The sequence below is a fragment of the Allobaculum sp. JKK-2023 genome (assembly GCF_034745455.1).
Taxonomy (GTDB): Bacteria; Bacillota_I; Bacilli_A; order Erysipelotrichales; family Erysipelotrichaceae; genus Allobaculum.
Genome location: NZ_JAYERV010000003.1, coordinates 3,411,291 through 3,432,722, shown reverse-complemented (window position 1 = coordinate 3,432,722; position 21,432 = coordinate 3,411,291). Strand labels below are relative to the sequence as shown.

Genomic DNA, 21,432 nt, shown 5'->3' with positions numbered 1-21,432 from the left:
ACCAAACCGTAGCCTATTTTTAGCTAATCCAGCTATACGGATAAAATGAAGCTGCCCTAGAATCCCTACGGCTGGTTCCTCTGCCGGGTTGAAAAAAGCTCTTTCACCTTCAGAGCAAGGCTAATGATCCCCTGGCCATTAACCGGGATGAAGGATAAACTTTTCCGTGCCCAACAAACTTGCGTTTGTACAGAGTTGGACTCGCTTCATATATAGCGGACTGCAGATTAAATGCATTTCAAAAATACATTGCAAGACACCTTGGGCTTTCGCCCATGTCGCAATAAAAACAAGTGAGGCCTCTTCAATCAAGTGGACTAAGAGGCCGAATTTTCAAAGCAGATTGGACTTACATCATTGCTGAATGCCAGTTACGCACATGGTTTTGATGCCTTTGTTTCAGACTTCCTTGTTTCAGTTTTCTTTGCTTTGGACTTTCCTTTTTTGGGAGGAATATAGAATTCGCTGTAATTCTGAGCCCGCCGGGCAATCACATAGGCTGCCGCCTGATGACGGCTGATCCCCAGCTTTTCAGAGTACTTCTCGTCTCCAAGAACGGATGACCAGTAAGGGGAGACGTAATAAAGGGGAACACCGCTTTTAAGTGATAATGCTTCACAGTTGTCCATATATCTTAAGTATGGGAAATTTGAAATCATTCGGTTATATTTTCTTTCCCATCTCTTTTGAATCTTTGTTTTCTTCTTCGTAAGATTGATTGTCTCGATGGCAACCCCATAATGGAGCTTCTCTGCTCTGGTAAAAATTTCAGACAGCTTCTGAGCCATAACGGTGGCATTTACCGCTTTGGAGCCTGAATTTGAATAGGTGATATCCTGGGAAGAAACAAATTTTCCCTGGCCGTCACTTTCAGTAACCGAGAAGAATCCATCATTAATATCGATTCCAAGCATTCCCTGTGGTTCATAGGTTTCTTTTTTCTGGATTGTAACCATCGGCTGGATATACAGTCCTTTATCTTTCAGAACAAAACGATAGGAAACAGAGCGGTTTTCGAGATTGTCTTTCAGTTCTTTTTTCAGATGTGGAATCCGCACTGCGATGTGATGCTCAGTTTTGTCATCTTTAAATCCGCTTCTAAGAAGCAGACTGAACCAGTCAGAGCCAAGTTTAGATTCTGGTGTTAATTGACACAACTGGTTTCCCTGAGTCTCATCCGAACTGCCAAACAGATAATAGCTTTTCTTTCTGGCTTTTCTCCAGGCCGCTTTCCATTCCTCGTGGTTTGCAAATCCTGCTTCTATTAAATGGTATTGAGCCTTAAAGAGTTTTCTAGATCCAAAGCAGCATGAAAAAGAACTGTTTTCAATTTTTTCTTTCCAGCTTGCCAGTTTCTGCTTCATTCCATGGAGGCGGTTTTTCATGTTGTTGATTTTTCGCTTCCAGTATCTGTTTTTCTGACAGTCACCTTTTTGCGGCTTATGCCAGTTTACGCTCTCATGCCATTCTTTATGCTCCTTTTTCTGATCTTCAAGCAGATCATTATAGGCGCTGATTTTGGATTCAAGCTCCTCCATCTGTGTCACTTTGAGAGCACTCAGGGAATTCATTCTGGTGCGAGCCTGGTTGATTGCCGCATTCGCTGCTCTTGCTTTAACAGAATACTGTTTGGTCAGAGAAGCTTTAATCTCACCATCTTCCAATCCATGGCAGATCATCACCCATGCCGAATGAACCATCCGCGAAAAATGTTCTGCCATTGTTTCAATATAGGCTCTAAGTTCCGCCAGCTGCGCCACAGCTTCTTTCTTTGGTTTGAGCAGTGATTTTTTATCCAGACATCCTTCTTTACCAAAACGGCCGGAGGAAGTGAGTGTAAACGATTCTTCATCAAAAAGAGCCGCTCTTTGATAAGGGACTTTTTCTCGAATCTTCATTTTTGTCGCCATATGTGCAGCTCCTTTCTTTTACAGGCCTCTCAACAATGTCATTTAGCTAGAAAAATATGACCTCAAACTTTGTATAAAAATCAAAGACAAAGTGGATGATAGGAATAGAATTTGCTGCTGATTATATCCATATGCACCAACCAAGCACAAAATATACTGATTGATTTGGCTGTATTCATCAAAATAGGTACACTAAAAACAACCCTTCGATAAGAGCCGTTTTTAAGAATTGTATGGGTGGTTTGTATCAATAAGATGCGCATATAATGCACTTATCGATAGGTGAACCACATCAAACGATTGGGATGGAGATTTCGCTTGAAGCTCCTTTCCGGCCGAACGGGCAGTTTTTCTCTTAGCAGCTCCTCGGTCAGAGCTTGAAACTCCGCTTTTGTAATTTGACAGATTGTTCGTTTTTTCGTCCATTTCGGAGTAAACGTATTCCTGATAGCCCCTATCGCCTTAGTTGTATTGATTTGGTATTCATAAGTTGTCTGCTTCTCTTCTTTATTATCCGATTGAGATGATTCAAGAACACACTTTTTGATCTCGGAAACCAGATTGTAGAAGATAAGGGATGAATAAATCTCCTGAATGATGTATTCTGCTTTTATCGAGTGGATACGTTTCATTCCTATTCCATATTTAAGCCAGGAGAAACTCTGCTCGATTCGCCACCTTAGGTGGTAAATAAATCCAAGAGCCTCCGGAGGAAATTCTGCTTCATCCAGGTTGGTAATCAGTCCTTCCCAGACGTTGTCGCCAATCTCGATAGCTACCACCCTGCAGTCAAAATCAATAAATTCAGATTCTTGATCAATCTGTCTCATTGATTTTTTGACCAGGTATTTCATCTGGGGGTTTTCTTTTTCCTCTTTTCTTTGGTGGTGGGTAAGAATGCGGCTGATCTGCTGGTCTTCTGTATGGTCAAGCTGTGTATAAGTCAGGCAGCTATACTCTCGTTCTTTCATACGTATGAGGTATTTGTGCCCTAAGGATTCAATTGTTACGAGGCATCTTGTATTACATAGATTTCGGGATTTCAAGCACAATCCATTTCATACCTGCCTAGGCAGGTATGAAATGGATTGTGCTTTTTTGCATCATATTAAATTTACATTTTAGAACGTTAACAGTTGGATTAAAATTATTCTAAGGTGATTATCATGTGTATTGTCGGAAAACTCCCAAGCATTGATCCAAGTTCATACTCATCCAACTTTCAAAACCGTTATGACCGGGATCTAAAAAATGCTCTAAGGATACGTTCTAAGTGTCCCTGTTGCGGAACTGTTGGCAAAATGAAGGTTCATTCCCATTACCAACGCTATCTATATACCAGTAAAAATTCAAAACCATTTCATCTGACTGTGACCGTCTTTCGTTGCGAATGTAAAACATGTGAACATCCATATCATGCATTTTTACCGCTCTGGATATGTCCTTTCTGTGTCTTTACATATAGTTTTCTGGTATGTGTTCTTGGCTATTTTTATGGCCCGGGGAAAGAGCAGTTTCAGACGACTGCCACGCACTTCCATTTACCCCGATCCACCATTCGCAGCCTGATTAATCGTTACTCGGCCGAGGACTGGAGAATTATGCAGACCAGACTTGCCCATCAAAATCAGTTGTCCAGAGGCCGGACAGCCTGCAAGCTTGCCCAGTCTTCTAAGAGGCTCATAGACTTTCTTGTTGATTTTCTTCACATCCACAGTGAATCTTTTTTTACGCGTCACTTTCCAATATCAAGCCACTGGTCGTTCATCTGTTATGGGGTATGGAATTTATGCATATGACCACACTCAAATCATTTGGACATAGTAGAAGCGGCCGATTTGATGGTATGTTGGGATTGATCTTATTGGAGGTGAAATCTTGAATCAGGAAAACAAAGAAAAGATCGCAATCTGGAAAGTTGGCGTCATTTCCCCTATCCTTCATCGGAAAAAAGAGGATGAATCCAGACATGCCTTAGCCAAAAAAATCGCTTCATCGCCATTGATGAACCCTGTCACTGGGGTATCAAAGTTTTACAGTCCACGCACCCTTCTCTGGTGGTGCCACTGCTTTGAATCTTCGGGACTGGATGGTCTTATTTCGCGCAGCAGAAAAGACCAGGGGGTGTTTCGCGCCCTTACTCCCCAGGTTCAAAGCCGAATCTGTCAGATCCTTGATCAGTTTCCAAGAATTTCCAACGTGAAGCTGAGAGAAAGGCTGAAAGACGAGGGTATTATTGATGATTCGCTTTCTCAGTCAACAATTGATCGCTTTGTCAGAACGGCCAGACCAGAAAAAAAGCTCCCTGCCATTCATCAGAATAAGGACAGGAAGGCTTTTGAGTTCCGGCATGCCAACGAGTGCTGGCAGGCAGACACCACTTTCTTGCAGAATTTAAATGGTGAAAAAGTCTGTCTGATGCTCATTGTGGACGATGCCAGCCGGATGGTTGTTGGGTACGGTATCTATACCCACGATAATGCCGCGAATTTTCTTGAAGTGCTTAAGGACGCAATCGCTCGGAATGGAAGACCGGAAAAGCTGCTTCTTGATCACGGCGGAACCTATGAAAACCACCATCTGGCCTTAGCCTGCGCACAAGCAGGAATCGTTTTGCGTTATTGTGCTGTGCGGGATGGGGCCCAGAAGGGGAAGGTAGAAAGATTGAACCGAACCCTGAAGGAAGGATGGCTCAATCAGATTGACTGGACAAGTTTCAACGACCTGGCAGAAGTAAAAAGCTCGTTCAGTCACTATCTCTACCCTGAGTATATCAATAAACCTCACTCTTCTCTAGCCAAAGAGGATGGTACCTGTCTGACACCAAGAGAAAGATTCCTTATGGATCAGGAATACATCCATAAAATTCCTCTGGAAAAACTGGATTCTATCTTTGTCTGCAGGTATGAGCGAAAAGTCAAAACAAACTCGACTGTTTCGGTTCAGAATGTCCTTTACGAAGTTCCTTCAGAATTCATGAAGCAGAAAATCGAAATTTTTATCGACCCTCTTAATGATGATCGGGCATGGATCCTGGATCCGATCTCAAACAAGCAGATTTCTGTAAAAAAGGTAGATAAGCATGAAAATGCTTATACCCATCGCAAACGCCATATTGTTTACCCGCATAAGGAGACACAGTAATGGAACCGACATTATTCTTTGGCCTGCGGCAGCTGCCCTTTCAGAAATCTTCACGCTACCGGCATCTTTACAAAACAGAAGATATTCAGCAGCTTGAAGGTCGACTGGAACATTTAAAAAAGGTTCGCGGAATTGGTCTGATTACTGGCAAACCCGGAACTGGCAAGACTGCTGCGATCCGTGAATTTACCAACAACCTTAATCCAGCTTCGTTTAAAGTGATTTACCTGCAGATGACAACTGTCACTGTTGCGGAGTTCTTTCGGATGCTTTCAAGTGAGCTTGGTCTTGAGCCGCAATATAAAAAGGTTGACCTGTTTCGGCAAATCCAAGATGAAATCCGCTATCAGTGCGAGGAAAAGAAATGTACGCCGGTGATTATCATTGATGAAGCACAATATTTATCCAATGCCATTCTGCGGGATCTGGTTATGCTTCTGAACTTTGAAATGGATTCTCGTGACTGCTGCATTCTGATTCTCTCGGGTCTTCCCGGACTGAATCGAATTTTAAAACAGAGCATCAACGAATCTCTCAGACAGCGAATCATCGTGAATTATCACGCAAATGGCCTGAGTCGAAAAGAAGCAGGACAGTATGTTGAGTGGTGTCTGAAGGAATCGGGCTGCGAAGAACCGGTATTTTCTGAAGATGCCATTGAAGCAGCCTGGCGCTTTTCGCAGGGTTCAGTAAGGGTTATGGATTCGCTTCTTTCCAAAAGCATGATTGAAGCAGCTGCACAGAAAAAGCGGCAGATCACAGCTGATATTGTAACCATTGCCCGTGAAGACTGTGAACTTGACATTTAAAATGAACTGGAGATGAAGATGATGTATTCAACATTTAATCCTTATGATCTCTTTCACTACCTGAAGAAAGAAGGATCAAGCTATGAAGAAGCTGCGCAGGCAGTACAGACACGCAACGAAGAAATTCCGGCCTATGAATATCTCATCCGAAAGTACCTTTCATCGGAGCATTGCCACGCAGTCGTTGTAAGGTCAGATGGCATTGAAGAGCCGCGCTATACAATTACAGGCTATGATCCTGATCACCGTACAGTTTTTGTACAGGCCCGAACTGGTGCGTACGGAAGCAGTAAAAATCAGGAGATGAAAAGTCTTGAAATTGAAGAGTTTATCTTTGGGCCTTATCGGATCTGGGACACGGTAGACCCTGTAGCCCAGTACGAATACTATAGTTTCGAAAAAGCGAAAGAATGGGCAAATACAGAATTGCCTTTCTGAATAGTTAAACGAGATCTGATGCAAGAAATGCATCGGATCTCATTTTTAATTATCAATAACTAATTTTATCAAAAAGCCAAGGGTCATATTTTTGAAAAAGAAAGTGACGCGATAATTCATATCGATTTATTGAAATCAAGATGTTTAGAAAGATTTCTGGAGCAAATAACTGCAATAAAAATTAACGTATTATGTCAAATCAATTCGACGCGTAACATCAATAAGCTTACACAATGGATAAGAAAAATACCCTCTGTCCATGACAAAGAGAAATGTCTCGCCAGGATAAGCTTCGTGAATCTCCTTGACCATTTTCATAGCAGCGGCCCGTTCGTCTTTGGACCTCTGGTCTTGAGTGACGATGGCTAGATATTTGTCATTAAGTACGTCATAGGCAGCGTTAATGTGAATACCGGCCCGGATGATGGTTTCCTTGTTCTTGGCATAAATGATGTAGTCAGGTTCATCTTCATTTGGCGCAACAGGTTCATTGGTTCCATCAAAGGCTATTACCCTTAGCCCTTTATATTTTTTATCCATGTAACAAAGTGCCAATGTGGCTTTGTGCAGTGCTGAAAATACGCTGACTGGAGTCTTGGCTTTTGTCTGAACAAGTGCCGAAGCAGATGGTCTTACACTGCCCATGCCGAAATAGTTCATGGATAAATCGGAGAGTGTTGATCCATTCCCGATAATGGATGTATTCAGGAAATGGAACAAGTTTATTTTTGATGATCGATAATGACTTCGTGAGAAAGCTCCTGTTTGAGAAGCAAGAATCTTCTCCTGTTTGTGGGCAAATTCCTCAAGGAATTTCATGAATCTTTGATAAATCTTATGTGGTGAAGTAACTCTAATTGCCATTTTATTCCTCCTTAAACGGTTACATTTTTGATTGAGTAAGGATTAAATTAGACAATTATAGAGTTGTTGTCAAAGTTAATTTTCGTTAAACCAGAAAATATAAAATCCACCATCTGTGCACGGATGGTGGACAATACTAACTATCAAAAACTAAGCTAAATGACATTGGGCCTCTCAATCTTTTGTTTCTTCCTGTTTGAGAGGTTCTTCAATTACTTCTTTGGCCTGTTGGGCAATCTTTTTTCTTTGAGAACTTCTCATTCCATACATTTGCCCGGAAAAGAAGGCAAGGAGCGACATCATATCGTCTACCAGCTCCTCCTGATAGTTCTTATCCGGCTTATCCTCGGTCACTATGATTTTGACTCCATGGGCATTAAAAAACTTTTCAAGATAGCCATATCCAAATCTGGTGAGTCTGTCTTTATGAGTAATATAGAGGACATCAATCTTATTATGAATGACCTCATCTATGAGTTTATTTAGTCCTTTGCGTTCTGTATTCAGGCCGCTGCCAACATCAGAAAAGATCATTGCGCCAGAAGCTTTCTGGCAGAGCCTGCCGATCTGTCTGTCCAGATCACCATGTTTCTTTTGATCATGGGAAGAAACCCTGGCATAGATAGCATTCTTTTTCTCGGAATTGTTCCATAACCCGAGTTTTTTCAGATAATCAATCAGGTCTTTTTTATCGGCATACCAGAACCCGGAAACTGGATCCTGCACCATATTAATCATTCCCTTGTTTTTATGAAGGGCAATTGTATGGTAGTTTTTCCCTACAAGTTTTCCAATTTGTCCAGTGGTATAGCGTTCTCTTCTTAAGTCTTCAGGACCGATCATAACGTCATCTCCTGTTTGAATGATACCATAAAAAATCCACAATTAGTTGAATTATAAAATAGTTATATAAGAATATTGATATCTTGATTCGCCAAGATAAGGTAACAGTTGTGTACCCTTTTCTCTTTAAAACCGCAGTGATATCAATACCCATATTTATCGCTCCTTTCGCGCTCAACAGCGCCTTTTATCGTTTTTGCCCTGGAAACTCTCTGATCCTGGGTCAGATCAGGTTTCCTTCCTGTGATATCCGACTGACCACTGTCATCTAATGCGGCAAGGAAACCCCATAGCTTGCTGTGGGGAGCAATTGCCGCCTGCACCTCCTATTCAATGTTTACAGTATTGTTTTTTCGCTTATCAATAAGCCATCCATTTGATGACTTAAGACTAGTGATCTGTCCCAATGACTTTTATATTTATTCTCGAAAGACAGAATTGCCATTAGATCTTTATATAAAGTGCAAGGCTCTAATGGTGCAAAGTCTCATTAATATAAAAGTCAATAAAACGCAACACTAGAACGATATCTTAAAGGTGTGATGACATAAACAACGGAGTTCGTATCGTCCGAAGACAATATTCACCAAGGCTACTCACAGACAACAGCCGAAGCTGTCCTGTCAAACAATAGAGGTCTTTCAATCCTCATGGCTTGCCATGGGGTTCAGTGAGTACTTTATTGCTGTGAAGCAAGGTTTCCGTCGACTCGATTTACTTCTTTCTTTTGCAGTTGACTATCTCCTCCTCCCCTGTCACTTTCATGTACGCAAGATCGGAAGATCTGTTTCAAAATTGGCGATTTTTTCAAAAATTTTTGAGAATTTTCTGGCTGACCAGAATGAGGCTGGTGAGGCTTGCTGCCAAAGCCGTCAAAACAAAAACACCTGACTTTCCAGGCGGGATCATCAGGTGTTGATGACAATTCGATTTGTTCTGGTTTCCAGTCAGTATGAAGACTCAGGCAAAAATCTGGTTTACGATCTTACGGATCATTTCCGGTGGGATTGGTGGAAAGACGGTAAACGGCGTTCGGTACAGAAAATCGGTCGTTCGAATCAAAGGAAACTGCTGGCGAAACAACAGAAAGCCAAGACCATATTCATCTTTCCGGTTTTCCATCAGGGTTTCCTGGCGGGAGGCATAGCTGGTTTCACCAATCAGGTACAGAAACTGAATGGCTGACCAGACGGCCATGCCCTCACGGACAAGCAGTCTGGCCAGGGCGTTTTTCTTCTTATTTCCCATACGATACAATTGTTCAAACTCCGCTTCATTCCACGAAATCGATTGCCAGATGTGGGTCATTTCATGGACGATCGTATCAATCGAAGCCAGTCTTGGACTGCCGTTTTCAATGACAACTGTATGTTTTCCATTCTGGCTCTGGGCAAAACCTAATACACGAACCTTCTTGCCCACCCCTTCCGAACCTTTAAATCCAATGCGGCGGGCAATTTCGTCACTGTCTGTCGTCCGGATATCAAGCGGAACCTGGAAAGTAACCTGATAAAAGTCCTGCATCAGCTGGATACACTGTTCAAAAAGCAGTTTGAATTCTTCGAGGCTTTCAATAGCCGTTGAAGCACACTCATTGCAGCGGATCCGGCCATCCGCTAACTGCTGGTAGGAAACGCCATTGATGCGCTGGCCGCAGAAGTCACAAGAAGAAGCGAGAATGGGCTGGCCTTTTTCATCCGTCATTTCTAGATCTTTGAAAACGGTCTGTCTTGCCTTACGGGCTTTGGTTAATGGGTTGCCGGCATAACCGTTGGCTTCGAGACACTGACGAAGCTTTTCGGGTTGGAAATATTCAGGTAATTGATCTTTTCCAAAGCGCAGATAGGCAGTGGGATCAAATTTTGTCTTTTCCCTATCTTTCATCTTTACTTCGTCCTTTCCTTCTTTTCCTGGTTTCCGTTCAGTCCAGTCTTGCAAGCTGGCTAATTCTGGTCTGAATAAAGAGTTGCCTCTGGTTTTTCCTGTTTTACGGAATTTGGAACTTTTAAATCTTCCGTCACTGGTCTTGTGAACGGAACCAACTGCTCCTGTTGTGAATCGGATGCCTGTTTACCAGAAGAAGAGTCCTCTTCTTTTGTCTGGTCAGGATTTGGATCTGAATCGTGTCCTGCATCAGGTCCTGAATCTGAATCTGGTTTTTCTGGATCGTCTTTGTTCTTTTTAGAATGTCTGGCTTTCCAGCGGGCGAAAAAGCGTTTTTTCTTGGCTTCTTCTTTTTTTCGTTCCTTGATCTCTTCAATCAGGGCATCAAAATCAACTTCATCGATCGTTGCTTCTGTACTTTCAGCCACCGGATTTTCCAGCCAGTCCAGATAGTCATAGACAATGCCCATCAGGCTGTCAAAATTGCGGCAGAACGAATCAATCAGGCCCAGATCCATTTCACTGTCTTCAAGGATCAGCACTTCACCCTGATCAAAGTTTCCTTTCACCTGGGGGACAAGGTAGCTCACCCATGGATCGACATTCAAAGGATCATAGACAGCTGCCGCACAAAGATACGGCCAGTTTTCTGGATAGACGGTCCGAAACAGTTCATTCAGCAATACACAGAACGTCAAAGCATCCTGCGTATCCATTTCCGGCATCTTCACCCGTAACAATGTCTTGCTTAAATACGAGCGGTTGAAGATTTCCTGTCGGCCCTCCTGCTGGAAGGTATAGGGAATGCCATGTTCAAGATCATGGTTATCACGCAGCCGTAGATAGCCAGGCGTTTCGACAGAGAAATTGTGGCGTTCCTGACGCAGTTCAATCGAACCGATCTGCTGGAAGCTGACCAGTTCAGCTGTTTCACCTTCTGTCGGATTTATGGTGCTTTCTGACAAACCGTCTGTAGCCTCCGCCGGACTGGTGGTCACTGTATAAATCCGCTTCTGGCGATAGTATTCACGACCTTCATACAGATCCGAAGCCCTGCGCAAAACGACACCATCCATCGGGTTGATGGAATGGACCTGATAATACTTGCCGCCATAGGTCAGAAACTGTCCTGGCAAAATGGCCTGAACAATCTGGCCATACAGTTTTGCATCCAGATACTCATGATTGGCCAGTTCATCTTCAACGACAAAATAGGCATTTTTCAAAGAGGACTGGAAGTACTGGCTGAACGCTTCATCGCTGATCGAGTATTCAACCACAACTTTCTGGGTAAATTCATTGACCAGTTTCTTGCGGCGATGGATCGTAAAGATCGTCTCATCCGCTGGCGTATACTTGCGAACCAGCCGGTTGATTTCATTTTCAAGATCCCGGTTTAAAATGCCCGTCATGCGCAATTCTCTGGCGATGGTTTCTTCATCGACCGGCTTCATGTTCATCAACAGAAGCAGTTTCAGAATCGTATTGCGTTCGGTGCGCGCGTAATCCGGAATCAGGGAAGGAACAGCCTGGGGATTGCTTGCGAAGACTTCCCGGTTTTCCTTCATATAATCACGAAGCAGATAGTTTTCTGAAAGCATATGGACAAAGGACTGTCCGGTTCCTCTGGCCAGATAGGGATGAAGCGTGGCAAAGAGATTGTTGAATTCATCTTCAACAATCAGGAATGGACGTTTTTCCATTTCGGGCTGCCAGAGGCTGTCAACAAAGTCCACTCGCTCAAACAAAGCGTGCTGGCTGACTTTGATATTCATGAATCGGCACAAGTTCTGATAGCTCTGGCCGGCAATCCGGCGCAGATCTTTGAGCGGGACTTTGGTTTCCCCGATCCATTTCACCTGCGGCACCTGGCAGCGGATCGCCAGAGCGGCCAGTTCCAGACCATTGCCAAGATAGCGGCTCTGGTGATCAAAGAACTCCTGGCGCCGAAATTCCCCATCTGCATCCCAGAACATCGCCGTGTACAGACAATGGGGAACCGGACTGGCACAGGCTTCAATAAATTCACTTTTTAAAACGTGCGAAAGCGTATCGATCAGACCTGTCGTCTGACGATCACACACCGCGTACACGGGCCGGCGATCGGACTCTCCCAGATTGGAAGCAATAATGGACAAGGCAGTCTGGCTTGTTCCAATCAGTTTGGATGGCTCCAGCAAAATGACAAACTGCACTTTATGGAAGAAATCCTGGTTGTTTTTCAAAACCGAATGATTGTAGATCTGGTTAAAGGTCATGATCCCGATCTGACAGGGTTCATCCTGATCATCAATCTGCCGGATCGTCCACAGATGTTCAGTCCGGGTCTGTAAGCCGATCGCTTCTTCAATCCACTCTCTGGCCGGCTGTTCCAGACTTTTGCGGCCGCAAAGAATCAGGACATGATCCCCAGCCAGTAAAGTCGAAGCCAGCGGCAGCGTCAGGTACAGACTGAGATCGCGATAAAACGGATTGAAGAACACCACATTGCGCCCCTTGAGCAAATCAATCGACGCCGCGGCGCAATCCGGATCGCTTTTGGTAAAGCGCTGATGAATCGCATAGTATTCGGCGGCAATCTGTTCAATTTCCCCGCCATGTTTGCGCCAGGTTTCGACCAGATTGAGGGCACTGGTCAGATGCCGCAGATCACAGCCGGCAGTCGATGTCAACAATGGCTCAGGCAGATTTTCTTCATAGACCGAGCGCAGGCCATAGTAGTTGCAGATATCCAGCGCATCAATGCCAGACCCGCTGTACTTGCGCTTTGGATCCAGCAGCGGCGGCAGTCCATCCAGATAGACTCGAACAGACATCAAGAATGGCAATAAGGCGATCGGCAGCCAGCTAACCCAGCCAATCTGCAAATTCGGCCAGGTCCAGACAAGGGTTAAAAACAGGACGCTCATGCCAAGAGCAGCCAGGTACGTCCATTGAATCAAGCGCTGGAATCCGGCCAGCCCCTGCTTTAAATGCCACTGGCGGCTGGCAGGATCCTGTTCGTAAAAATCAAGGGCACTGAAAGCGACCAACTCACTGCGTGACTGAAGCAAGCGCAAAATGCCATCCACCGCAAAGCGGATCAGCGCATACCCAAACAGAAACATTGTCGATAAGGCTGGCAGATCAATCCCATTGCTCTCAGACAGCCAGTCTGGAAGCAGGGCGACCAGCTGGCTGGCATGATCCAGCAAAATCCATGACGCAATCAGGCTGTACAGAACGGCCATCACAACCATGATGCCTTCTAACGGCCGGACAGGCTTTTTAAGCGGATAGAGCTGGCCAAGACCACAAAGGGCATACAGGCCGGCTGTACAGGAAAGAAGATGGAGGAAAAGCTGCTGGAGATTATTCATACAGCTCCTCCCGTTCCACAATCAGGCGGCTGACAAACGGCCATGGACTTTCAACATGAAATCCCGAATGGTTGATTTCAACTTCTACCGGGTCCTCTTCAATGAGCAGCAGATTCTTCCCATCGACGACTTCCCCGCTGGGCTCAGGCCATGACTGGTGAGGTGTACTTTCCTTTAGCGAGAGATGGTTGGCTGCTCCAAGAAGATGGAGGTTATTTTGCAGGGCAGTCAGCAGCTCGACTTGTTGATGGTTATTAAAGAGTGTGGACTGATCCTGCATCTGTCCCATCATGGCTTTCGTATCACTCAGACGCAGATATTTCGCCCCGCGTACAAGATTGACCGCCTGCTCTAAATACTTTGCAAAGCCAGTGGTATCCGAGTTCATTGCGGCTGCGGCCTGTTGAATTTCATTGCGATAGGAATCAGCGAGCTTTCTGGCCCGTCTGTTCCAAAGAAACAGACTCAGCCATCCAGCGCCCACAACAACAAACAGCGTAAGCACAATCCAAAAACCCAGCGCCCAGCTTTCCTGGTTTTTCTGAATCGGAAAGACAAATCCAAGCAGGCCAGCCAGCAGGCCGATCATCAGCAGAACTCCTTCCATAATCAGGACATCCCGTCGGTCAGCCTGGTTTTCTAACAGCCAGCGCACCGTATCATCTGTTTTCTTGAGTTTCTGATTGCGAACAATGCCCTGGGCAGGCAAACTGGCACCGGTTTCCATCCAGGCAAGCTTTTCTTTCTGGAGTTCCTGGGCCAGATCTTCTTTCTGCCATTGATTGAGCAATTCCACGTTTTCGACGCGGACCTGCATTTTGTCCTGAAATTTCTCGGCGGCCCGGTCAAACGAGCGGCCGATCTTTTTGATCGACGCCTGATATTCCTTCTCAACAAGCTTGAGATAGTCCTGCCAGTCATGGAGCGGGTCAATTTTGCGGGCGGGAAGCATCGCAAAATTGAGATCCAGCTCTTCGCTTTCCTCAAACGAGCCTGTCTCCAGATGAAGTTCGGGCAGAGTGACCTGATAGGCTGGCAGCGTTTCTTCCTCAAGCGGATGCTTTTCTTTCAGGCGGGCTGAATGTTCGAAATAGCCGTTCTGTGCTCTGGTCAGTCTTGCATCCAGAATCCGAAACAGACTGGTCAGCGACGTTTTGTCCATCCGGGTTTCCAGCCGATAGAGTCTTCCTGCCTGCAGCGTGCTGCCATCGACTTCAATGGTCGCCATGAGCGTACTGTTCACCCAGAATTCAAAAGCTTCCTGAAGCGCCTGGTATTTGCCCTGTCTGGTGTAGTCAACACACAGAAACCGGCATCCTGGCGCATAGCCATTGCGGTCCACGAATCTGGAGCTTTCAATTTCCTCAGGCAGACTCCACATGTTTTCCAGGCGCCGGCTGGCTGGATCTTTGGGTTTGAGCCGGCGGCGGATGAGAATGATCTGCTCGGGTTCACGCAGATCGTTCTCATAGAGGGCTGCTAACTGCTGCCATTGCCTGGTCATTGTTTCGTCAGGGGGCTGCTCGGTCAACACCATCTTCTGTATGCCCGTCTGATCGATAATCTGTTCTTCAACGTATTTCTTTTCTAATGGTGGAAGTCCTTTGAGCAGATGGGTCAGCCGGACAAGCGGAATAGGGTTTGGCTGGTGGAGCGCAAAGGGATTCCCGTCAAAATCAAATGGATTTTCCGGATCGAAGGAAAATTTTTCCATCACGCCATCATCTTCATAACTGATCACAATGGCCCGCCATTTCTGATGGGGTCCAACCAGCTCCTCAATGGCCGGCAGCGCGGTTTCCAGGGTAGATCCCGACTCAATCCAGCCGCAGATTTCCACATCCGGCCGATTGACGATGTTGGCATACAGAACCGGCTGCTCCAGAAAGGAATCACGCGTGGCGCGGTTCATGATCAGAACATTCAGCATGTTCGAAATCCCCTTTCTGAGTCAGTCTTTCTACGCCCTTGCATCCGCACCTTTGCCCTTTTGTGCGTCGTATTTCTGTTTGAGTTCTTCCGCTTTCGAACGGATTTCCCTGGCATCCCGACGGACCCCGAGATCTTCAAAATACTGGGCCAGAGTTTCATACCAGCTGTTAAACAGCGAGCCAGTCAGCGTAGCTGGAATGGCCTGTTCTTCCTTTTCCCAGCTGACAAGACTGCGGGCATACTCTGTCTTGATGAAATCGATGTAGTCATTGAGGGCATCTTTTTCATTGATATTCAGCTCGAAATAATGCCTGAGTTCATCGAGAATCACTTTCAGCAAGCCAATGGAGTCTTCTTCAAAGTAAGTCTTTGTGTTGTTCGATTTGCGCAGCAGCAGCGGCAGATCCAGAATGCATGTCGATTTTTCATGGTCAACGCCAATGAGCGGCTCTTCAATTTCAAATTTCTTCAGATTGGCCCATAACAGGCGATCTTTCAGATCACCATTCATGTTGATGTCATAGGCAATTTCATTGTTGACGTAGTCCAGGATGCGGTGAATCAAAGCCGGATAGATCGAAATGGCATCCAGAACCTCATAGAGCTTGTCACAGGGTGTGCCATTGGAAACAACCAGCGTGCTGCTGTTGAATTTCAGGCGCGGATCATTGTTTAAACGCAATCGGACATGGTTGACCTTGTACTGGCACTGATCTTCTGATATCTGATCGAGTTCAATCAGGCCAATCAGCATGGCCCAGAAGAACGCCGCAAACTGCTCATGGAACAGTTTGTCCTGGTTGCCTTCATCGAGATCGGGCATCTTCGTGACCAGATGCCACCATTTATCCAAATGTGGGCTGATGCCCGAACTCTTGCCTGGAATCGGGAACAGGCCATCGACCAGTTCGTAGTAGGCCTTGAAATATTCGCCCCCTGGCCGGTCATGGGTTTCATCATGAATCGGCGGAGCAAACTTGCTGAGCTCATTGGCGCGCAGACCATAAAACGACTTGTAGAACATGATCATGTTTTCCGGAATGTCATCATCTGGCGTGCCGCCAAGATTGGCGTGCCGCCAAGATTGGCCAGTTCACTTTGAATCAGCCGGCTGCGCAGCGAATCGTCGCCTTTTGGCGGGATCAGTGAAGTGTTATACGTACAGCTGTAAACCGGAGAGCGGGTTTCACCCAGCGGGGTTTCAATAAATGGACAGCTCAGATCACGAGTCGTGCGGATAACATCCCGCACATACTGATCCATCAGACGCATCTCATCTGGATCATCCTTGTACAGACCGAGCAGTTCAGCTTCTTTTTCAATCGCTGTCAGGATATCCACATCCAGATCCAGACCATAAGAGTCCATCACCGCATCCTTATAGAAGGTCGTCATTTCCTGATCAAACAGACCGCCAAAATAACGGGCCGCCTCTGGCTTTTCACCCATCATGGAGTAATCACGGATCCGGGTATGAATCTTGCGGGCCAGATTGTTGTCCAGATAGTACCGGCTCTGTAAATAGGGCATCTTCTTGATGATCGCATCCAGGCATTTACGATTCGCACAAACGTAGCGAACCGTGCTGCCACTCGAATGGCTGTACTTGTTTTTGAGCTGCTCAATGCGTTTGTCGAGCTGGCCGACTTTGCTTTCCAGGGCCTGATAGAAGTTGTCATAGGCACTGAACAGATTGCGATAATACTGCAGACCGGTCATATAGACATCCGACTGAATCTTTACAGCCGCCCAGGCATCAATATCATTCTTGTAGTCCTCTAAAAGCAGGGCGACATCATCCCGGAAACCAGCGTCTTTCCTGCGGTTCATCCACCCGCGATCTTTGCGATTTGCCAGGGAATCAGGCTTCCAGTCTTCGCCTGCGTAATCCGAAATCCCCTGGTATTCGTCCGCAAATTTTCCTTCGAGTTCTTTGATGGTGTTGTCTGCTGTCTTTTTGCGTTTTTCAAGCTCTTCAATGACTCTGGCAATCATGAATCTGGCTGCACATGGATGAATAAAATTGCCCTTCTGATCGCTCAGATAGTATTCGAGCTGTAAGTCAGAGAATTTACCGTCTGGATCTTCCTTGACTCCCCGGAAGGTGGAATAGGCAATATTGGCAATGGAGTCTTCAATATCTTTTTCCAGCAGTTTCTGGTAGGTATTCAGGTCCTGCCAGCACTGGCCATAATCCGCCCACCCACTCTGATTTCCCAGATCTGAAAGAAGGTTTTCTACATTTTTCTTTGCCAGTTTTGAACGATCGGAAAGATGGGTGGATTCCTCACTGATTTTGGCCGCAATTCGATCCGTATATTTTTTCCAGTAATCCCCATTTCTTGTAAGGCCATCCTGGTATTCGCCTGTTGAATTGTAGATTGCCCGGGCAAATTTGTTTTTGTTGTTGGTATCCGTCTCGATCTGTTTGGAATAGAATTCCGCAAAGGACTGATCTGCTGTCGAAATTCCTTCTTCGCGGCGCGCACTCGCTTCCGCTTTCTGTGCTTTGAACAGCCGGTCATAAACAAGCCATTGTTCACTGATCGCCTGGCGCATCCAGTTGAGGGCGACCAGGGTTTTGATGTCTTCCAGCGGATATTCCAGACGACTTGCCCCAGCTCCTGCATAACGGTTGCGTCCTCTTTCCTGGGCCAGGCGGCGGATCGTGTTATCTTCTGAAGAATTGGAGCGTTTATTCATCGGGCCGATCGACTGGGAATAAATACAGTTGGCTGCATGATCGAGATACTGTTCAAACGAATTCAGTTTGGATCCTTCTGCGTTCTGCGCATCAAACAGGAAGCAGAAATCATAGGGTCTGACGTTGAAATCCTCATAGCCCTCCGCTGAAATACGCGGCATCAGCAGTTTGACGGAATCTTTGTAGCGGTTTGGCAGGGAGTTGTCGCCTTTCATTAAGAAAGCATCCAGCTCGCGCAGCGTTGCATACGCATTGGCGTTCAGGTTATTGCGTTCTGCCCGATCCCTAATGACTTCATAGAAGACTTCCGGCAGAATGAAAAATCCGCGGGTAATGTTCGCATTCTGGCGATAGTGGGTTTTCAGATACTGCCGAATGTATAAAGCAATCGGCAGGATCAATCCAGATCCGGTTCCGCCCGCCAGGGAGCTGACGATAATCACGCGCAAAGCCTGATCCGCTTTGGACTGGTCGACTTTGTACAGGCTCTGAATCGCCTCGTGTAAGGGTTCAAGCTGGCCGGCTCGTACGACCGGATTGAGTGAGAGTCTGGAGATTGCCCGGACCTGCCCGGCGCCTTCCGTTAATGGCTTGGTATACAGAATGGCATGGCCGGGAAACCATTCGTCTTTGGAATACTGGTCAAGACTGAGATATTCCCCGACGGTCTGTCTGGTGGAAGTCTGAACCAGGTGCATCAACGGATTGCGCTGGCTGATCTTTTCAAGATCGTTGATATCGGTATCAAATCCGCAGAATGCGATGCTGTCCCGCTGATCTGGGGTAACCATCTCCGAAACGCGTTCGGCGATTTTACATCCGGTTCCTCCAAGACCAACGATCAATGTGGGTGCATTCATAAAATTCCCTTTCTAGCATGGTGCAAAAATCTCTTATCAGTTTATTTCATCCAGTCTTTTTGCCTGTAAACGATCTGCACAAAGACTGGGTTTTCTTTTCGTTTTTAAAACACTGCTCTTTCGTTCTATCTGCTGAGCTGCGTTTTTGGGTTCGATCTGGATCTAACGCCTGCGGCCGCGCGAACTCCGGTTAGAGCTGGATTTGCTGGAACGATTGCGGCTGGAAGTCCCTCTTGAGGAAGACTGATGGCTGCCGCCTCGGCTGGAACGCCCTCTGGATGAACTGCCTCCTCGTTTGCTGCCTTTGGCCCCACGATTGTTTTTGCGCTCATCTTTGCCTTTATTCAGCTGGACTGCGTACGTCTTTCCGTCCTTTTCAAACTTGATCGTTTCATTGACTTTTAGAGTCAGCAGATCTTCTTTTTTGGATTTCTTCTCATTTTTCTTATTTTTTGATGCGCGGCGTTCAGCTTGCGACTTCCGTTCTTCAAGGGTCTTATCCTGGATCTTCGCATCCTTCAGGACACCCGGATTGAGAACTTCCATTCCGGTATTTTTGCGGACCGCCTTTACATCCATCGTCCGTTTCAGGCCGGTAGTGGCTGGCAGCAGCTGAATACTGGCTTTTTCAGCCATATAGGGCATCCATTTTGAAACTTTATCTCTGGTCGTCCGGCCATACTCGATTGTGCTCTGGTCATAGTTCTGATTGTCCTTGACAGTAACCTGGGGATTATCTTTTAAAGATTTAGGCAGACGGGCTTTAAAGAAATACCCAAACAGAATGGCTGCCAGAATAAGTCCAGCTGGAATCCACCAGAACCATGGATGAAGCTCAAACCAGTTTCGAGGGTCGTTGAGTTTCAGCATTTCTTCACTGCTGCCCTGCCACACAGCCGGCCCGACCTCCTGGTCATAAGCAATCGTATAGGCTGCTGGCTCGTATTTCTTCCCTCTCATCGGTCCTGATTCTGGAAGCTGCGGATAAATCGCATATACACCAGGGGTTTCCGTTTTTTCCACGCAGAAATCATCCAACTTATCTTCACTTCCAGCTTCCAGGCTGACAACTGGCAGCCCCATCTCAGACCATTGCTCAGCTGTTGGTTTTTTGCCATCGATTAAGGCCTGAATTTCAATCTGATCTTCTGCCGGGTCAAGATCGCTGTTGGCTGAACGCAGTCCTTTGCCTTTGACAAGATATTCAGGATTCTTTGTAACTTCCCACGTAATGGTCTTATCCGTCATGACGGAATAGTCATAATGGGTAGAAGTTGTGTTGTAGTCCAGATAATGGGCAAGAACATCTATGATCAGATCCCCTTCTTCCAGCTTGATCTGATCGTTGTTGCCATAGATTCCGCTCAATTCCTTCCCGTTGTTGGTAACCTTCGCCTCATAGGAAACATCGCCAAGCAGATCTGTCTTTTCAATCGGCTCATTGGTCATGGCATTGATCAGTCCAAACGACAGGGTATATTCGCCGCCCTTTATAGAGTCGTTGCCGGTGACCTCCTTGCCGGATTCATCCAGCAAAGTAACCCCAATAGTTACATCCGGTTTGTAGTAAACCTCAATGGTGGAAGCATTGTCGACATCCAGCTTCATCTGCCCTGGTTCAAACGGTCCGGTAAACAGAGCCATCTGGCCCTGTAAAGAGGTGTCCGGCTTGTTTTCAGGATGGCTTGGTGAATCCACTTCGCTGTAGCGGACTTCAACCGGATCGCTTTCAGGTTTGAAGGTCGTATCGTTTTCATCAGTGATCCCGTTGATCTGGACGTTTTCACCCTGGGCAAACACCCGCAGTTCTTTCATCGGGACATCAAAGGAAACTGACTGTTTTCGTTTGTCGACATCCAGTCGGTTGGCGTTAAAGACTTGCAGACCGACTTCAGTCACCCCTTCCAGAATGTCCTTGGAACTCTCGGTTTTTCTGTAGAAAATATTTTGTGCCGGGTCGCTTTCAATCGCGACCGCCTGCTCGCCCATGCCTAAGAAAATCACTGAGATCTCCTCTGGTTTTGCATCGAGATACTCTTCAATCTGCTGGGCACTCAAAGAAGGATACTTTCCATCGCCGTAGTTCTGCATTTTGCCGTCGGTTAAGATGACCAGCCACTTTTCATCCGCTGTGCTGTCTTCGAGATCTTCCATGGCAGTCCGAACTGAATCAAAGGATGTATGACCGGAATCCGTTTTCGTGTTGTGAATGACGGCGATGTTTTCTTCTACATCATCCGCACCATCCAGTTGAATCCGTGGATCAGCACCGGGTTCGATATCGTAGTCAGACATGTAATAGATATTCATCCGGTCCTGATCCGAAAGCATCCCTGCCAACACTTCCATGGAGTATTTCGCCTTACACCAGGCATCGGTCAGTTCCTGACTGTTATCCAACACATACATGGAACCCGAATTGTCATAAACGACATAAATGTCGCGTGAGGGGGTATCCTCTTGCTCATCAGCCAGAACTGGCTGCCAGACAGCAGCCAGTGCAAGCAAGGCTGACGCAAGGACTGGAGAAATCCGCTTGCTTTTGTTCATTCCTACCTCTTTTCCAGACAGCCATTGGACTGCCTTCTGATTTGTATGTGAACTGTCGTTTCTGAAGATCACTCAAGCAAGTCTGTTTATACTTCAGATATTATTTTTTACAGTTCTATAAAAGCGAAAATCTTT

Annotated in this window: 14 protein-coding genes; 3 read left to right on the top strand and 11 right to left on the bottom strand. The window is 46.1% G+C overall.

The genetic code is table 11. The features are described from left to right. Positions 1–371: 371 nt before the first annotated feature. From U4956_RS13785 to U4956_RS13775, 3 genes are all read right to left on the bottom strand, one after another. Positions 372–1,910, bottom strand: a complete 1,539-nt coding sequence (locus U4956_RS13785; protein WP_323091287.1) for a hypothetical protein — start codon at positions 1,908–1,910, stop codon at positions 372–374. A gap of 272 nt (positions 1,911–2,182) precedes the next feature. Next, positions 2,183–2,956, bottom strand: coding sequence for a transposase (locus U4956_RS13780; RefSeq protein WP_323091286.1), 774 nt, complete (start codon positions 2,954–2,956; stop codon positions 2,183–2,185). A gap of 495 nt (positions 2,957–3,451) precedes the next feature. Then, positions 3,452–3,625: a hypothetical protein gene (locus tag U4956_RS13775; protein WP_323089017.1), complete on the bottom strand. Its 174-nt coding sequence runs from the start codon at positions 3,623–3,625 to the stop codon at positions 3,452–3,454. A 163-nt stretch (positions 3,626–3,788) separates the two neighbouring features. On the opposite strand from U4956_RS13775, the gene U4956_RS13770 reads away from it, so the two are divergent. The 3 genes from U4956_RS13770 to U4956_RS13760 are packed head-to-tail and all read left to right on the top strand — an operon-like array spanning position 3,789 to position 6,301. Next, a complete protein-coding gene (locus U4956_RS13770; protein ID WP_323089018.1) occupies positions 3,789–5,054 on the top strand; it encodes a DDE-type integrase/transposase/recombinase in 1,266 nt (421 codons plus the stop codon). Continuing rightward, positions 5,054–5,863, top strand: coding sequence for an ExeA family protein (locus tag U4956_RS13765; RefSeq protein ID WP_323089019.1), 810 nt, complete (start codon positions 5,054–5,056; stop codon positions 5,861–5,863). Before U4956_RS13770 ends, U4956_RS13765 begins: the two co-directional genes overlap by 1 nt. A gap of 18 nt (positions 5,864–5,881) precedes the next feature. Then, complete coding sequence (locus U4956_RS13760; RefSeq protein WP_323089020.1) at positions 5,882–6,301, top strand: hypothetical protein; 420 nt, start codon at positions 5,882–5,884, stop codon at positions 6,299–6,301. 189 nt (positions 6,302–6,490) lie between these two features. On the opposite strand, the gene U4956_RS13755 is transcribed toward U4956_RS13760, so the two are convergent. The 8 genes from U4956_RS13755 to U4956_RS13720 form a co-directional block, all read right to left on the bottom strand. Beyond that, complete coding sequence (locus tag U4956_RS13755; protein WP_323091285.1) at positions 6,491–7,165, bottom strand: transposase; 675 nt, start codon at positions 7,163–7,165, stop codon at positions 6,491–6,493. A gap of 174 nt (positions 7,166–7,339) precedes the next feature. Continuing rightward, the gene (locus tag U4956_RS13750; RefSeq protein WP_323091284.1) at positions 7,340–8,008 is read right to left on the bottom strand and encodes an IS607 family transposase; all 669 of its coding nucleotides are present in this window, start codon (positions 8,006–8,008) and stop codon (positions 7,340–7,342) included. Between the two features lie 960 nt (positions 8,009–8,968). Next, positions 8,969–9,892: a hypothetical protein gene (locus U4956_RS13745; RefSeq protein WP_323091283.1), complete on the bottom strand. Its 924-nt coding sequence runs from the start codon at positions 9,890–9,892 to the stop codon at positions 8,969–8,971. Positions 9,893–9,951: 59 nt separating this feature from the next. Continuing rightward, positions 9,952–13,251: a hypothetical protein gene (locus U4956_RS13740; protein ID WP_323091282.1), complete on the bottom strand. Its 3,300-nt coding sequence runs from the start codon at positions 13,249–13,251 to the stop codon at positions 9,952–9,954. Beyond that, positions 13,244–15,181 carry a hypothetical protein gene (locus U4956_RS13735; protein ID WP_323091281.1) on the bottom strand — a complete coding sequence of 646 codons (1,938 nt, stop codon included), beginning with the start codon at positions 15,179–15,181 and terminating at the stop codon, positions 13,244–13,246. Before U4956_RS13735 ends, U4956_RS13740 begins: the two co-directional genes overlap by 8 nt. A 30-nt stretch (positions 15,182–15,211) precedes the next feature. Further along, a complete protein-coding gene (locus U4956_RS13730) occupies positions 15,212–16,213 on the bottom strand; it encodes a hypothetical protein (protein WP_323091279.1) in 1,002 nt (333 codons plus the stop codon). Next, positions 16,210–18,747 (bottom strand): tubulin-like doman-containing protein, encoded by a 2,538-nt coding sequence (locus U4956_RS13725; RefSeq protein WP_323091277.1) that lies wholly within the window; start codon positions 18,745–18,747, stop codon positions 16,210–16,212. Before U4956_RS13725 ends, U4956_RS13730 begins: the two co-directional genes overlap by 4 nt. A 162-nt stretch (positions 18,748–18,909) precedes the next feature. Beyond that, on the bottom strand, positions 18,910–21,297 hold the full coding sequence (locus U4956_RS13720; protein WP_323091276.1) for a VWA domain-containing protein: 2,388 nt from the start codon (positions 21,295–21,297) through the stop codon (positions 18,910–18,912). Positions 21,298–21,432: the final 135 nt, after the last annotated feature.

Coding starts and splice junctions, on each gene's coding strand:
- U4956_RS13785 (WP_323091287.1), bottom strand. CDS start 1,910: ATGGCGACAAAAATGAAGATTCGAGAAAAAGTCCCTTATCAAAGAGCG.
- U4956_RS13765 (WP_323089019.1), top strand. CDS start 5,054: ATGGAACCGACATTATTCTTTGGCCTGCGGCAGCTGCCCTTTCAGAAA.
- U4956_RS13760 (WP_323089020.1), top strand. CDS start 5,882: ATGATGTATTCAACATTTAATCCTTATGATCTCTTTCACTACCTGAAG.
- U4956_RS13755 (WP_323091285.1), bottom strand. CDS start 7,165: ATGGCAATTAGAGTTACTTCACCACATAAGATTTATCAAAGATTCATG.
- U4956_RS13750 (WP_323091284.1), bottom strand. CDS start 8,008: ATGATCGGTCCTGAAGACTTAAGAAGAGAACGCTATACCACTGGACAA.
- U4956_RS13745 (WP_323091283.1), bottom strand. CDS start 9,892: ATGAAAGATAGGGAAAAGACAAAATTTGATCCCACTGCCTATCTGCGC.
- U4956_RS13740 (WP_323091282.1), bottom strand. CDS start 13,251: ATGAATAATCTCCAGCAGCTTTTCCTCCATCTTCTTTCCTGTACAGCC.
- U4956_RS13735 (WP_323091281.1), bottom strand. CDS start 15,181: ATGCTGAATGTTCTGATCATGAACCGCGCCACGCGTGATTCCTTTCTG.
- U4956_RS13730 (WP_323091279.1), bottom strand. CDS start 16,213: ATGATCATGTTCTACAAGTCGTTTTATGGTCTGCGCGCCAATGAGCTC.
- U4956_RS13725 (WP_323091277.1), bottom strand. CDS start 18,747: ATGAATGCACCCACATTGATCGTTGGTCTTGGAGGAACCGGATGTAAA.
- U4956_RS13720 (WP_323091276.1), bottom strand. CDS start 21,297: ATGAACAAAAGCAAGCGGATTTCTCCAGTCCTTGCGTCAGCCTTGCTT.